15 protein-coding genes are annotated in these 13,464 nt (G+C 74.9%); 7 read left to right on the plus strand and 8 right to left on the minus strand.

From position 1 onward, the window contains the following. Positions 1–41: 41 nt before the first annotated feature. From AC5L34_RS12095 to AC5L34_RS12105, 3 genes are all read left to right on the plus strand, one after another. On the plus strand, positions 42–899 hold the full coding sequence (locus AC5L34_RS12095) for a sulfurtransferase (protein WP_494824878.1): 858 nt from the start codon (positions 42–44) through the stop codon (positions 897–899). A gap of 119 nt (positions 900–1,018) precedes the next feature. Beyond that, entirely contained in the window at positions 1,019–2,200 is a 1,182-nt protein-coding gene (locus tag AC5L34_RS12100) for an acetoin utilization protein AcuC (RefSeq protein ID WP_441175248.1), read from the plus strand. 25 nt (positions 2,201–2,225) lie between these two features. After that, positions 2,226–4,781, plus strand: coding sequence for a bifunctional acetate--CoA ligase family protein/GNAT family N-acetyltransferase (locus AC5L34_RS12105; protein WP_441175247.1), 2,556 nt, complete (start codon positions 2,226–2,228; stop codon positions 4,779–4,781). Between the two features lie 51 nt (positions 4,782–4,832). Here AC5L34_RS12105 and AC5L34_RS12110 read toward each other — a convergent pair whose 3' ends face one another. From AC5L34_RS12110 to sigB, 4 genes are all read right to left on the minus strand, one after another. Then, complete coding sequence (locus AC5L34_RS12110) at positions 4,833–5,240, minus strand: VOC family protein (RefSeq protein ID WP_494824881.1); 408 nt, start codon at positions 5,238–5,240, stop codon at positions 4,833–4,835. Then, positions 5,237–5,743, minus strand: a complete 507-nt coding sequence (locus AC5L34_RS12115; RefSeq protein ID WP_494824883.1) for an SRPBCC family protein — start codon at positions 5,741–5,743, stop codon at positions 5,237–5,239. Before AC5L34_RS12115 ends, AC5L34_RS12110 begins: the two co-directional genes overlap by 4 nt. After that, positions 5,740–6,150: an ArsR/SmtB family transcription factor gene (locus AC5L34_RS12120; RefSeq protein WP_441175483.1), complete on the minus strand. Its 411-nt coding sequence runs from the start codon at positions 6,148–6,150 to the stop codon at positions 5,740–5,742. Before AC5L34_RS12120 ends, AC5L34_RS12115 begins: the two co-directional genes overlap by 4 nt. 111 nt (positions 6,151–6,261) lie before the next feature. Then, entirely contained in the window at positions 6,262–7,278 is a 1,017-nt protein-coding gene (gene sigB, locus AC5L34_RS12125; RefSeq protein WP_441175244.1) for an RNA polymerase sigma factor SigB, read from the minus strand. A gap of 257 nt (positions 7,279–7,535) precedes the next feature. Here sigB and AC5L34_RS12130 point away from each other — a divergent pair, with 257 nt between their 5' ends. Next, positions 7,536–8,324 carry a sporulation protein gene (locus tag AC5L34_RS12130; RefSeq protein WP_101414713.1) on the plus strand — a complete coding sequence of 263 codons (789 nt, stop codon included), beginning with the start codon at positions 7,536–7,538 and terminating at the stop codon, positions 8,322–8,324. A 99-nt stretch (positions 8,325–8,423) separates the two neighbouring features. Here AC5L34_RS12130 and dtd read toward each other — a convergent pair whose 3' ends face one another. Continuing rightward, a complete protein-coding gene (gene dtd, locus AC5L34_RS12135; RefSeq protein WP_089001400.1) occupies positions 8,424–8,846 on the minus strand; it encodes a D-aminoacyl-tRNA deacylase in 423 nt (140 codons plus the stop codon). Next, positions 8,846–10,330 (minus strand): DUF7782 domain-containing protein, encoded by a 1,485-nt coding sequence (locus AC5L34_RS12140; protein WP_494824886.1) that lies wholly within the window; start codon positions 10,328–10,330, stop codon positions 8,846–8,848. Before AC5L34_RS12140 ends, dtd begins: the two co-directional genes overlap by 1 nt. 137 nt (positions 10,331–10,467) lie before the next feature. Here AC5L34_RS12140 and AC5L34_RS12145 point away from each other — a divergent pair, with 137 nt between their 5' ends. Continuing rightward, entirely contained in the window at positions 10,468–11,049 is a 582-nt protein-coding gene (locus AC5L34_RS12145) for an HhH-GPD-type base excision DNA repair protein (RefSeq protein WP_494824888.1), read from the plus strand. A 56-nt stretch (positions 11,050–11,105) separates the two neighbouring features. After that, positions 11,106–12,347, plus strand: coding sequence for a low temperature requirement protein A (locus tag AC5L34_RS12150; RefSeq protein ID WP_441175242.1), 1,242 nt, complete (start codon positions 11,106–11,108; stop codon positions 12,345–12,347). 14 nt (positions 12,348–12,361) lie between these two features. On the opposite strand, the gene AC5L34_RS12155 is transcribed toward AC5L34_RS12150, so the two are convergent. Together AC5L34_RS12155 and AC5L34_RS12160 are read right to left on the minus strand one after the other, a co-directional pair. Continuing rightward, positions 12,362–12,673: a hypothetical protein gene (locus tag AC5L34_RS12155; protein WP_101414717.1), complete on the minus strand. Its 312-nt coding sequence runs from the start codon at positions 12,671–12,673 to the stop codon at positions 12,362–12,364. Positions 12,674–12,686: 13 nt separating this feature from the next. Continuing rightward, positions 12,687–12,971 (minus strand): hypothetical protein, encoded by a 285-nt coding sequence (locus AC5L34_RS12160; protein WP_231925747.1) that lies wholly within the window; start codon positions 12,969–12,971, stop codon positions 12,687–12,689. A 103-nt stretch (positions 12,972–13,074) separates the two neighbouring features. Here AC5L34_RS12160 and AC5L34_RS12165 point away from each other — a divergent pair, with 103 nt between their 5' ends. Beyond that, positions 13,075–13,434: a DUF3099 domain-containing protein gene (locus AC5L34_RS12165; protein ID WP_494824891.1), complete on the plus strand. Its 360-nt coding sequence runs from the start codon at positions 13,075–13,077 to the stop codon at positions 13,432–13,434. Positions 13,435–13,464: the final 30 nt, after the last annotated feature.

Genomic DNA, 13,464 nt, shown 5'->3' on the forward strand with positions numbered 1-13,464 from the left:
GAACCGCCAGGTCCGCGCCGGGATGGTGTTGACTGGACGCCATGCCCGCCTCCGATGATCTCATTGTCGAGGCCGGTCGGCTCGCGGTCGAACTCGGCCAGGCAGACCCGCCCACGCTGCTCGACGTCCGCTGGCGGCTCGTCGGCCCGTCGGGTCGGGAGGACTATGCCGCCGGTCACCTGCCCGGCGCGGTCTTCGTCGACCTGGACACCGCGCTCTGCGGCCCGCCCGGCCCCGCCGGCCGCCACCCGCTGCCCGACCCCGCCGCCCTCCAGGCGGCGCTGCGGGCCGCCGGCGTCCGCGCCGGTCACCCCGTGGTGGTGTACGACGGCGGCGACGGCATGGCCGCCGCCCGCGCCTGGTGGACCCTGCGCTGGGCGGGCCACCGGCCGGTACGGCTGCTGCACGGCGGCTTCCCGGCGTGGCAGGCCGCCGGGCTGCCCGTCAGCACGACGGTGCCGACGCCGCGGCGGGGCGACGTCGAGGTGCGTCCCGGCGCGCTGCCGGTGCTCGACGCGGCGGAGGCCGCCCGGCTGGCCGCGGCCGACGACGGTGTCCTGCTCGACGTGCGCGCCGCGCCCCGCTACCGGGGCGAGACCGAGCCGATCGACCCGGTCGCCGGGCACGTGCCCGGCGCGGTGAACCTGCCCGCCGGCGAGTACGTCGCCGAGGGCCGGTTCACCGCCGTGGAGGCGCTGCGTGAGCGGTTCGCCGCCGCCGGGGTGGGCGAGGACCGGCCGGTGGGGGCGTACTGCGGGTCGGGGGTGACGGCGGCGCAGGCGGTGTTCGCGCTGCACCTGGCCGGCCGGCCGGACGCGGCACTGTATGTCGGGTCGTGGAGCAACTGGGTCGCCGACCCGGACCGCCCGGTGGCGACGGGGCCGACCCCGACCGGCTGAGCGAGGAGCGGGGGCACCGACGGCACCCGGCGGCTGAGCGGGGAACCGCGTCGGGCGACACCCTGCGGCTGGGCAGCGCGTGCCCGGGCACGCCCGGGTGCGCGTGCGACGATGGGGCCATGTCCGACGACACGGTGGTGGTGTGGGACGAGTCCCTGCTCGCCTACGACATGGGGGATCATCCCCTCGACCCGGTACGGGTGGAGCTGACGTTCGCCCTGGCCCGGGAGCTGGGCGTCCTCGCCCGTCCCGGCGTGCGGCTGGTCAAGCCGGAGCCGGCCGACGACGCGCTGCTGAGCCGGGTGCACGACCCGCGCTACCTCGCCGCGGTGAAGGCCGCCCCCCGCGACCCGCTCTTCGCCGGCTTCGGGCTGGGCACCTCCGACAACCCGGTCTTCGAGGGGATGCACGAGTCCAGCGCGCTCGTGGCGGGTGCCACGGTGGCGGCGGCCGAGGCGGTCTGGCGGGGCGAGGCCCGGCGGGCGGTCAACGTGGCCGGCGGCCTGCACCACGCCATGCCGGCCCGTGCGGCCGGGTTCTGCGTCTACAACGACCCGGCGGTGGCGATCGCCCGCCTGCTCGACCTGGGCGCCGAGCGGGTCGCGTACGTGGACGTGGACGTGCACCACGGCGACGGGGTGCAGCAGGTCTTCTGGAACGACCCGCGGGTGCTCACGGTCAGCGTGCACGAGACACCGCTGGCGCTCTTCCCGGGCACCGGCTTCCCCGACGAGACGGGCGGGCCGGGCGCCGAGGGCAGCGCCGTCAACCTCCCGCTGCCGCCGGGTGTGGACGACGCCGGCTGGCAGCGCGCCTTCCACGCGGTGGTGCCGTCGGTGCTGCGCGCGTTCCGGCCGCAGGTGCTGGTGACCCAGTGCGGCGCGGACGGGCACCGCCTCGACCCGCTGGCCGACCTGAACCTCTCCGTGGACGGGCAGCGCGCCACCTACCTGGCCCTGCGGGCGCTCGCCGACGAGTTGTGCGAGGGCCGCTGGGTGGCCACCGGCGGCGGCGGGTACGCGCTGGTGGAGGTGGTGCCCCGGGCCTGGACGCACCTGCTCGCGGTGGCCGCCGGCGATCCGGTCGACCCGGCGACGCTGACCCCGCCGGCGTGGCGGGAGTTGGCCGCCGCGCGCCGGCCGGGCCGGCAGATCCCGTTGCGGATGACCGACGACGTCGACCCGGCGTACGAGCCGTGGCAGCCGACGGGGGAGCCGAGCGCGGTGGACCGGGCGATCGCGGCGGCCCGCAAGACCGCCTTCCCGCTGTTCGGGCTCGACCCGCACGACCCACGCGACTGAACCGGTGCCGGAAGGGACCGCACAGGTGACCACGGTGGAACAACCGGTGGACGTGCTGCTCAGCGACGGCACCACCGTGCAGCTGCGCCCGATCCGCCCGTCGGACGGGCCGGGCGTCGTGGCGATGCACTCCCGCTTCTCGGAGCGCACCCGCTACCTGCGCTACTTCTCGCCGTACCCGCGCATCCCGGAGCGGGACCTGCAACGCTTCGTCAACGTCGACCACCGCGACCGGGAGGCGTTCGTGGTGCTGGTCGGCGAGCGGATCGTCGCCGTCGGTCGCTACGAGCGGCTGGGTCCGCAAGCGCCGGAGGCCGAGGTGGCGTTCGTGGTCGAGGACGCCTACCAGGGCCGGGGCATCGGGTCGGTGCTGCTGGAGCACCTGGCCGACGCGGCCCGCCGCAACGACATCGCCAGCTTCGTGGCCGAGGTGCTCCCGGCCAACGGCGCGATGCTGCGGGTCTTCTCCGACTTCGGCTACCAGGTCCAGCGGCAGTTCGCCGACGGCGTGGTCCATCTGACCTTCCCGATCGCCCCCACCGACGCGACGCTGGAGGTGCAGCGCGGCCGGGAGCACCGCACCGAGGCCCGCTCCGTCGCCCGCCTGCTCGCCCCGCGTGGCGTCGCCGTCTACGGCGCCAGCGCCACCGGGCAGGGCGTCGGCGCGGCGGTGCTCGGGCACCTGCGCGACGGCGGCTACACCGGCGCGGTGGTTCCGGTGCATCCGAGCGCGGCGTCGGTCGCCGGGCTGCCCGCGTACCCCTCGGCGGCCGATGCCGGCGTGCCGGTCGACCTGGCGGTGGTGGCGGTTCCGCCGGAGGCGGCGACGAGGGTGGTCGCCGACGCGGCCGCCGCGGGCGCGCACGGCCTGGTGGTCATCTCGGCGGGCTTCGCCGAGGCCGGCGGGGAGGGCGCGGCCGCGCAGCGCGCGCTGGTCCGCGCGGCGCACGCGGCGGGCATGCGCGTGGTCGGCCCGAACTGCCTGGGGGTGGCCAACACCGACCCGGCCGTACGCCTCAACGCCACCCTCGCCCCCCGGCTGCCGGTGCCCGGTCGGGTGGGCATCTTCAGCCAGTCCGGCGCGTTCGGGGTGGCGCTGCTGGCCGAGGCGGACCGGCGCGGGCTGGGGCTGTCGAGTTTCGTCTCGGCCGGCAACCGGGCCGACGTGTCGGGCAACGACCTGCTCCAGTACTGGCAGGACGACCCCGGCACCGACGTGATCATGTTGTACCTGGAGACCTTCGGCAACCCGCGCAAGTTCGCCCGGCTGGCCCGCCGCATCGGCCGGGACAAGCCCGTCGTGGCGCTGGCGTCGCCGGCCCGGCCGCCGGGGGTGGGCGACTCGGCAGGCCCGGACGAGGTGGCGGTCGCCGCGCTGTTCGCCCACTCGGGCGTGATCCGGGTGGACACCGTCGCCGAGCTGCTCGACGTCGGGGTGCTGCTGGCCCACCAGCCGCTGCCCGCCGGGCCGCGCGTCGGCGTGGTCGGCAACTCCTCGGCGCTGACGGGGTTGGCGGCCACCGCCTGCGCCGCGCAGGGGCTCACCGTCGCCACCGGCTATCCGCGCGACGTCGGCCCGCGCGCCGGCGCCGCCGAGTTCGCCGCCGCGCTCGCCGAGGCGGGCGCCGACGACGAGGTGGACGCCCTGGTGGTGGTGTTCGCCCCGCCGCTGCCCGGCCAGCTCACCGACACCGACGCCGACTTCACGGCCGCGCTGCCGAGCGCGTTCGCCGCCGGCAAGCCGGCGGTGGCGACGTTCCTGGTCGGCCGGGCGCCCGCCGGGGTGCCCGCGTACCCGAGCGTGGAGGAGGCCGTGCGCGCCCTCGCCCGGGTCGCCGCGTACGCCGACTGGCTGCGCCGGCCCGCCGGGGTGCCGCCGGAGCTGACCCGGGTGGACCGCTCGGCGGCGCACGCCGCCCTGCGCCCGGAGGCCCTCGATCCGGCGGGGCTGCTCGCGGCGTACGGGATCGACGTGGTCGAGTCGGTGCCGGCGCGCTCGGCCGGGGAGGCCGCCGAGGCGGCGGCGCGGCTGGGTTTCCCGGTGGCCCTCAAGGCCGCCGCACCCGGCCTGCGGCACCGCCTCGACCTCGGCGCGGTCCGGCTCGACCTGCCCGACGCGGCCACGGTCCACCGCGCGTACGCGGAGATGTCGGCGCTGTTCGGCGCGGACGTCCTGGTGCAGCCGATGGTCCCGCCCGGTGTGGCCTGCGTGGTCGAGCTGGTGGAGGATCCGGCGTTCGGCCCGGTGGTCGGCTTCGGGCTGGGTGGCGTCGCCACCGAGCTGCTCGGCGACCGGGCCTGGCGGGCGGTGCCGCTGACCGACCTGGACGCTGCCGAGCTGGTCGACGAGCCCCGGGCGGCGCCGCTGCTGCGCGGGCACCGGGGCGCGGCGCCGGTGGACCGGGCGGCGCTGGCGGAGCTGCTGCTGCGGGTCGGCCGCCTCGCCGACGAGCAGCCCCGGGTGCGTGCGCTGACGCTCAATCCGGTGCTCGCCCGCCCCGACGGCTTCTCGGTGCTGCACGCCACCGTCCGGGTCGGCTCCGCCGTGGCCCGCCCCGACACCGGCCCCCGCCGCCTGTGAGGAGGGGCGCCCCCGCGCCGCGTGCGCAGGGCGCCCTCCCGGCGGCGGCCCTCAGGCCCGCTCGGAGATCTGCTGCACCGCCCAGGCGTTGCCGTCGGGGTCGGCGAAGAAGAGGAACCCGACGTTGTCCAGCGGGTCGGGCACCGGGCGGGGGTTCTCGCCGACGACCTGGATCTCGCTGACCTCGACGCCGCGCTCGACCAGCTCGGCCCGCGCCCTTCGCAGGTCGGGCACGACGAGTTGGAGGCCCTTGAGCGAGCCGGGGGGCATCTCCGGCACCACCCCCTTGCCGATCACGATGGAGCAGCCGGAGCCGGGCGGGGTCAGCTGCACGATCCGCGCGTCGTCGTTGATCACCGTGTCGTGGTCGACGGCGAAGCCGAGCCGGTCGGCGTAGAACGACTTGGCGCGGTCCACGTCGGAGACCGGCACGATCACCACTTCCAGGGTCCAGTTCATGCTGTCGCTCCTCCTGTCGTCGTTGGCCGGCCCAGCAGCTCGGCGAGGCGGGTGAAGCTCTCGCCGACGCCCCGGGCCATCGGGTAGCGCAGCACCCTGTCGCGGCCCGAGGGGGTGGCGTAGCGCAGCGTGCTGGTGACGGTGGTGCGCCCGACGAGTTCGGCGAACTCGTGGGTGATCAGGGTCTCGCCCGGATAGGACTGGTCGTCGAAGAGTTCGGTGAGGACCAGTCGCCGGGGCGGGTCGATCCCCCGGTACACCCCGCTCTGACCCATCCGCTCCCCGCCCGGGCCCTGCGAGACGAAGCGCCACCGTCCGCCCACGCGCAGGTCCACCTCGCACTCGACCAGCCGCCAGCCGCGCGCGCCGTACCAGCGCACGAGCAGCTCCGGGCGGGTGAAGGCGGCGAAGAGCAGGGGCGCGGGCGCGTCGAACAGCCGGCTCAACACGATCTCCCGGTCGCCCGGCGCGTGGACCACCAGTGGGTCGCCGTCGCCGGTCACCGGGTGGCGTCCGGGGTGTCGTCGCGCCCGGTGCCGGCGGGGGCACCGGCCCTCTGGGCGGTGGGCTGGAGGTCGTCGAGCAGTGCGTCGAGGCGCTGGTAGCTCTCCGCCCAGTAGTCCCGGTAGCCGGCCAGCCAGGCGGTGGCCTCCCGCAACGGGCCGGCCTCCAGGCGGCACGGGCGACGCTGGCCGTCGCGGCCCCGGCTGACCAGCCCGGCGCGCTCCAGCACCCTGAGGTGCTTGGAGACGGCCGGTTGGCTCATCGCGAAGGGCGCCGCCAGCTCGGTCACAGTGGCCTCGCCGGACGCCAGGCGGGCCAGGATGGCCCGCCGGGTCGGGTCGGCCAGCGCCGCGAAGGTCGCATCCAGCAGGTCGGCGCGCACGATTCGATAACCTCCCGGTTCAATAACCAGATGGTTTTATATCCCGGCGGCGCCGTCGGGGCAAGCACAGTCCCGGCGCGCCGGACGAACGCGAGGCCCCGGCGAACCGCCGGGGCCTCGCGTGGCGCAGGGACGTCAGCAGGCGTACGCCTCCAGGCGCTGCGCCCGCTCCGGGGCGCGCAGCTTCAGCAGGGTCACCTTCTCGATCTGCCGGATCCGCTCCCGCGACAGGCCGAACTCCCGGCCCACTTCGTCGAGGGTGCGCTGCCGGCCGTCGTCGAGGCCGAAGCGGAGCCGGATCACGGCCTGCTCCCGCTGGGAGAGGGTGGACAGCACGATGCTCACCTCGTTGCGCAGCTCGCCCTGCGCGGCGGCGTCGCCCGGCTCGGCGCTCGGGTCGACGGCGGCCACGAAGTCGCCGAGCGCGCTCTCGCCGTCCTCGCCGACCGCCTGGTCGAGGCTCACCGGCTCCCGGTCGTACGAGATCAGCTCGATCACCTGGAACTCCGGGATGTCCATGGCCCGGGCGACCTCGGCGACGGTGGGCTCGCGGCCCAGCGAGACGGAGAGCTCGCGACGGGCCCGGACCATGCGGTTGACCTGCTCGACCATGTGCACCGGGATGCGGATGGTGCGGGCCTGGTCGGCCATCGCGCGGGTGATCGCCTGCCGGATCCACCAGGTGGCGTACGTGGAGAACTTGTAGCCCTTGGCGTAGTCGAACTTCTCGACCGCGCGGATCAGGCCGAGGTTGCCCTCCTGGATCAGGTCGAGGAAGGCCATGCCGCGGCCGGTGTAGCGCTTGGCGATGCTGACCACCAGGCGCAGGTTGGCCTCCAGCAGGTGGTCCTTCGCGGCCCGACCCTGCGCGACGATGAGCTCCAGGTCGGCCCGCAGCTCCGTCGAGACGGGGGTGCAGGTCGCCAGTTTCTCCTCGGCGAACAGGCCGGCCTCGATCCGCTTGGCCAGGTCGACCTCCTGGGCGGCGGTCAGCAGCTTCGTGCGACCGATCCCGTTCAGGTATGCCCGGACCAGATCCGTGGAGACGCCGCGCTCGTCGGTGGCGTCGAGGTCGGTCAGGCTGTCGGTGGCGCTCGCGGCCTCGGTGGTGCCGGCCGGGCGCGTCCGGTGCTCCGTCATCTGTTGGGCCATCTCAGTTCTCCCCGTGTCCACGTCTGTGCCGTTGGTTCCGGCCCAGTGGTGCCGGTGTGACACACAGCTTGGCGGGCGGGGCGTGAAACGGGAGTGAGGCGATCGGGGACCCGACATTAAACGCGTCGATGGCCTGCTCAGCGTACGCGGCTCGTCGCCGAGCGGTTGTTGCCGCAGGCGGTTACCGTGCCAGCGGTCGGCCGGCACGGCCGGCGTCGCCGGCGACACGGCGCAGCGAACTGGTCAAGGAGGTTGGCGTGGTCTTCAAGCGGCTCATGCAGGCGATGGGTGTGGGTGGCCCGTCGGTGGAAACCGTGCTGGCGAACCCGAACTGCCGCCCCGGCGGGCAGTTGGAGGGCGTCGTCCACGTGGCCGGCGGCGACCACCCCGTCGACGTGGAGTACGTCGCCCTGGGCCTGGTCACCCGGGTCGAGGTGGAGAGCGGCGACAACGACTACGAGACCACGCAGGAGTTCCACCGGCAGGCCGTGACCGGCGCGTTCCGGCTCGACGCGGGGCAGCGCCACGACATCCCGTTCCGCTTCCCCGTGCCGTGGGAGACGCCGCTCACCGAGCTGTACGGGCAGCACCTGCACGGCATGACGATGGGGCTGCGTACGGAGCTGGAGGTGGCCCGCGCGGTCGACAAGGGCGACCTGGACGCGGTGGCGGTGCACCCGCTGCCGTCGCAGCAGAAGATCCTGGAGGCGTTCCTGCGGCTGGGCTTCCGGTTCGCCCGCGCCGACGTGGAGCGGGGCCACATCTACGGCGTACGGCAGAGCCTGCCCTTCTACCAGGAGATCGAGTTCTACCCGGCGCCGCAGTACGCCGGGGCGATCAACCAGCTGGAGGTCACCTTCGTCACCGACCCGCAGCAGATCCAGGTGGTGCTGGAGCTCGACAAGCGCGGCGGGCTGTTCACCGAGGGACGCGACGCCTTCGGCCGCTTCACCATCGACCACGCCACCGCCGAGCGCACCGACTGGGCCGCCCAGCTCGACGCCTGGATCCGCCAGTCGCTCCAGCGCCGCGGTCTCTTCTCCTGACGCCTGCCCCGACCTCTCCGGCCGCGCACGAGGGCGACGGGACGGGGCCTTGTGGCCGTCGTCCCCGTGGCCGGCGAGGAGAGGCGGGAGTGCGGGCGCTCAGAGGTCGAGCAGCACCGTACGGGGGCCGACGTTGACGCTCTCGACCAGCATGTGGGCGCGGAAGCGGCCGGTCTGCACCTTCGCGCCCCGGGCGCGCAGCGCCTCCACGACCGCCGTCACCAGGGGCTCGGCGACCTCCGCCGGGGCGGCCGCCGTCCAGCTCGGACGGCGACCCTTGCGGGCGTCGCCGTAGAGGGTGAACTGGCTGACCACCAGGATCGGCGCGCCGGTGTCCGCCGCGGACCGCTCCTCGTCGAGGATCCGCAGCTCGTGCACCTTGCGGGCCATCGTGCGGGCGGTCTCGACGGTGTCGGTGTGGGTCACCCCGAGCAGCACCAGCAGCCCGTCGTCGATCGCGCCGACCACCTCGCCGTCGACCGTCACGCCGGCGCGGCCGACGGTCTGCACCACGGCCCGCATCAGTCGGCCACCGGCTCGATGAAACCGCGCTCGACGAGGTGCGCGACGATCGGCCCGGCCGCCTCGGCCAGCTCCCCGGGGGCCACGTCGTGCGCGGCGGCGAGCAGGGCGAGCTGGTCGCGCAGCGGCAGCCGCCCGTCGGCCCCGCCGACCAGGGCCAGGACCAGTGGGTCGATCTCCTCGGTCCAGCGCAGGCCGTGCGGCATGGCCAGCACCTGCCGGTCCACCGCCCAGCCCTCGTCGCCCATCGTGGCCTCCTGCCGAAGCTGGAGCCCGTCGGCGGCCCGGAAGCGGGCGGTGAGCAGCCCGTCGGTGTCGCGGTCGCGCAGCCAGTCCTGGCGGTCGAACCACGCGCCGACCCGGTCGCCGAGCGGCGCCTGCACCCGCTGGCGCAGGTCCTCCACCCGCAGGACCGGGTCGTTGTGGCCGGAGCGGCGCAGCGAGACGATGCCGAAGCCGACCGCCTCCACCTTGTGCGCGTCGAACCAGTCCAGCCAGTCCGCCATCCGGCGCGGGTCGGCCGCCTCGCCCACGTCGGTGAGCCACAGGTTGACGTACGCCATCGGGTCGGCCACCTCACGCTGGATGACCCAGGCGTCCAGCCCCGTGCCGGCGAACCAGCCGGTCACCCGCTCGGCCCAGTCCTCCCCGGCGACGTGCACCCAGTTGGCCAGGTACTGCATGGTGCCGCCCTCGGTCAGCAGACCGGGCGCGGCGGCGGCCAGTTCGGCGCCGATCGCGTCGCCGACCCGCCCCGAGTCGCGGTAGACGTGCGTGGTGGTGCCGGGGCCCACCACGAACGGCGGGTTGCTCACCACCAGGTCGAAGCGTCGCCCGGCGACGGGGGCCACCAGGTCGCCGCGGAGCAGCTCCCAGTCCTGGCCGTTGAGCGCGGCCGTGGTGGCGGCGAAGCGCAGCGCCCGCGCCGAGAGGTCCGTGGCGGTGACCCGTCCCGCGTGGGTGGCCAGGTGCAGGGCCTGCACGCCGGACCCGGTGCCCAGGTCCAGCGCGGTCTCGACGGGCCGGCGTACGGTCGCGCCGATGAGCGTCTGCGTCGCCCCGCCGATGCCGAGGACGTGCTCGGCGTGCAGCGGGCGACCGGGCCGGGCGCTGGCGGGCACGTCGGCGAGGACCCACCAGTCGTCCCCGTACGGCTCCAGGTCCACGCCCATGCGCAGCCCGTCGCCGTGCCGCTCGACCAGGCCCCCGGCGAGCGCCTCGTCCAGCGACAGCGGCGCCAGCGCGGCGGCCACGGCGGCCTCCGGCTCGGTCTGCTCGCAGATGAACACGCGGATCAGGGTGCCGAGCGGGTCGCGGTCCTCGGTGGCGCGCAGCGCCGCCCGGAAGTCGTTGCGGGCGACCCCGCCGGTGGCCTGCGCGCCGAGCCGGGTGGCGATGCCGTTCGAGGTGAATCCCGCCCGGGTCAGCGCGGTCCGCAGCGCCTCGACGCCGGCGGGGGAGAGCAACATGTCGTGTCCGTCCACGTCGCCATCCTGCCTGGTGCGCGGCGCGGGCACGCGGCCACCCGGCGATCCTCCGGCCCACTCCCACGACCCGTGGGCGGTACGCGAACGCGCGTGTCCGGGCACCGGCCGGTCGGCGTGGTGACAGCATTGACGCCATGACGCTCGCACTGCCCATCGACCCGGAGGCCAACCGGCTGCTGGAGCGCAGCCCGCTGGCGCTGCTGCTCGGCATGGTCCTCGACCAGCAGGTGCCGATGGAGAAGGCGTTCTCCTCGCCGTACGTGCTGGCGCAGCGCCTCGGGCGCGACCTGGACGCCCGGGAGCTGGCCGGGTACGACCCGGAGGCGCTGGTCGCCCTGTTCGCCCAGCCGCCGGCGCTGCACCGGTTCCCGAAGGCCATGGCGGCCCGGGTGCAGGAGGTGTGCCGGGTCCTCGTCGACCGCTACGGCGGCGACGCCGCCCAGCTCTGGTCCGACGCCGCCGACGGCCGGGAGCTGCTGCGCCGCATCGCCGACCTGCCCGGCTTCGGCGCGCAGAAGGCGCAGATCTTCCTCGCGCTGCTCGGCAAGCGGTTCGGGGTCACGCCGGCGGGCTGGCGGGAGGCGGCCGGCGGCTACGGCGACGCGGACGCCCACCGGTCGGTGGCCGACGTGACCGACGCCGACTCGCTGCGCCGGGTGCGCGAGTACAAGCAGCAGATGAAGGCGGCGGCGAAGGCGAAGACCGTCGGCGGCTGACGCAACCGCGGGGTCGGGCCGGTCGTTGTAGCCAGGATGGTGACGACGGGCAGCCGATGACGGACGAGCGCGCCGGGCGGCTGCTGCGGCCGGAGGAGAGCTCGCCCCGGGCCACCTTCCTGGAACTCTTCTTCGACCTGGTCTTCGTCTTCGCGTTGACCCGGGTCTCCGTGCGCCTGGTCGCCGCCGCCGGTGCCCCCTTCGGCGAACTGGTCCTCGAGATCGTGCGCACCGGCGCGCTCTTCCTCGCCCTCTGGCTGCTCTGGTCGATCACCGCCTGGGTGACCAGCCGGTACGAGCCGGAACGGGTGGTGATCCAGTTCGTCGTGGTGGGGTCGATGTTCGGCGCCATGGTGATGGCCGTGGCGCTGCCCCGGGCGTTCGAGGAACGGGCCCTGTCGTTCGTGCTCGCGTACCTGGCGGTGATGATCGGCCGGCCGCTGGTCATGGCCTGGGCGCTGCGCCACCACCCGCGCCGCACGGTCCCGCTGCGACTCGGCGCCTGGGCGGTCGCGGGCGCGGTGCCGTGGCTGGCCGGGGCGCTCGCGCCGGAACACCTGCGCCTGCCGCTGTGGGTGCTCGCGCTGGCGGTCGACGGCATCGGCCTCGGGCTCGGCTGGCCGCTGCCCCGGCTGGGCCCGGCGCGCGCGTCCGGCTGGCTGATCGCCGGTGAGCACCTGGCCGACCGGTACCAGCAGATCTTCCTCATCTCGCTGGGGGAGACCATCCTGGTGATCGGGCTGACCTACAGCGGGGCGGAGTTCACCGCCGACCGGGCCGGCGCCTTCACGGTCGCCTTCGTCACCACGGCCCTGCTCTGGCGGATCTACTTCCACCGGGCGGGCCACCTGCTCGGTGAGGCGCTGCGGGTGGCCCGGTCACCCGGGCGGCTCGGCGCCTCCGTTGGCGGCACCCACCTGCCCATCGTCGTCGGCGTGCTGAGCGCCGCCGTCGGTTACGAGCTGGTGATCCACCACCCGTACGGCCCGGCCGACCCGGCCTGGCTGGTCTTCATCGTCGGCGGTCCGGCGCTCTTCCTGGCGGCCCGGGCCCGCTTCGAGTACGAGATCTTCGGCCGGGTGTCCTGGTCCCGGATGGGCGGCCTGCTGGCGTTGCTCCTGCTGACGCCGGTGCTCGCCCTGGCCCCGCCCATGGGGGCGCTCACGCTGGTCGCCGCCGTACTGGCCGGGGTGGCGGTCGCCGACGCGCGACGCAGCCGGGGCCGTGCCCCGGAGAGGTCCGCCTCGCCGCTCGGGCACGGCGAAGCGGGGGAGACGGGCTTCCACCGGGCCCCGTGAGCGGGGGTGCGGGGTCAGGCGGCGGTCGGCCGGGAGAGGGCGGCCAGGGCCCGCCGGACGTCGGCGAGGGAGACCGTGGCGGAGTCGTCCAGGTCGGCCAGGCCGGCCTCGATCCACTGCCGCATGAGGGTGGTGACCCCGATGCCCCGCGCGTCGGCAGCGGCGCGGACCCGCTCGTACGTCTCCAGCGGCAGGCGCACCGAGCGGCTGACCATGGGGGTGTCGGTGTCGGGGGCGGGCAGCTCCACCTGGGGGCTCCCGTCGATCAGCTCCGCGAGCCGGTCACCGCCGCTGTGGAACTGCTTGGTCGCGTCGTTACGGTTCATCGTCACCGCCTCCTCATCGAGATCTCCGCACGGCCTCGTCGTAGCGCTTCGCCTCGACGTCGCTCAGCTCGCGGGCGGAGAGGATGTCCCAGTCGTTGTCGGTGCCGTCGGCCTCGGCGAGCAGCACGGCCAGTCGGCGCCCCCGGCGGGCGGCGGCGTAGACGACCATCACGTCGTCGCCGAGGTGCCGGATCACCCGGCGGGTGCTGTGCAGCGCCTCCCAGACTTCCCCGGGCGTGACGTCGTAGACCCTCAGGTTGGCCAACGCCTCGTCGGTGAAGCTGAACCTGCTGCCCACGGCGCGAGCGTACCACGCGGGTAACACGAGGCCGGGTCGAGCGATTCTCGCTGATCACGCGCCGGAGGTGTCAGGATGGGGCGTAACCCCCTCGAGGAGGTCCATGGTGAAGCGTCAGGCGTACCAGCCGATCCTGATCACCGACGCCTCGCGCAGCCAGGACGACCAGCTCACCAGCCGTCAGAAGCGTTACGTGCTGATGATGGGCATCCGGGTGGCCTGCGTGATCGTCGGTGCCGTCCTGGTCGGCGTGCAGGCCCCACTGCTCTGGCTCTGGCTGCCGATGGTGGCCCTGGGCATGGTGCTCATCCCGTGGCTGGCGGTCCTGCTGGCCAACGACCGCCCGCCCAAGGAGCAGCACCGGCTGGCCAACCGGTTCCAACCGCGCCACCGCGACGAGACCCTGCCGATGAGTCTCACCGCCGAGGAGCGCCCCCACAAGATCATCGACGCCGAGCCCTGACCTACCCGTTCCGTCGGGGGAGGCCCGGCG

The sequence above is a fragment of the Micromonospora sp. ZG13 genome (genome assembly GCF_059359355.1).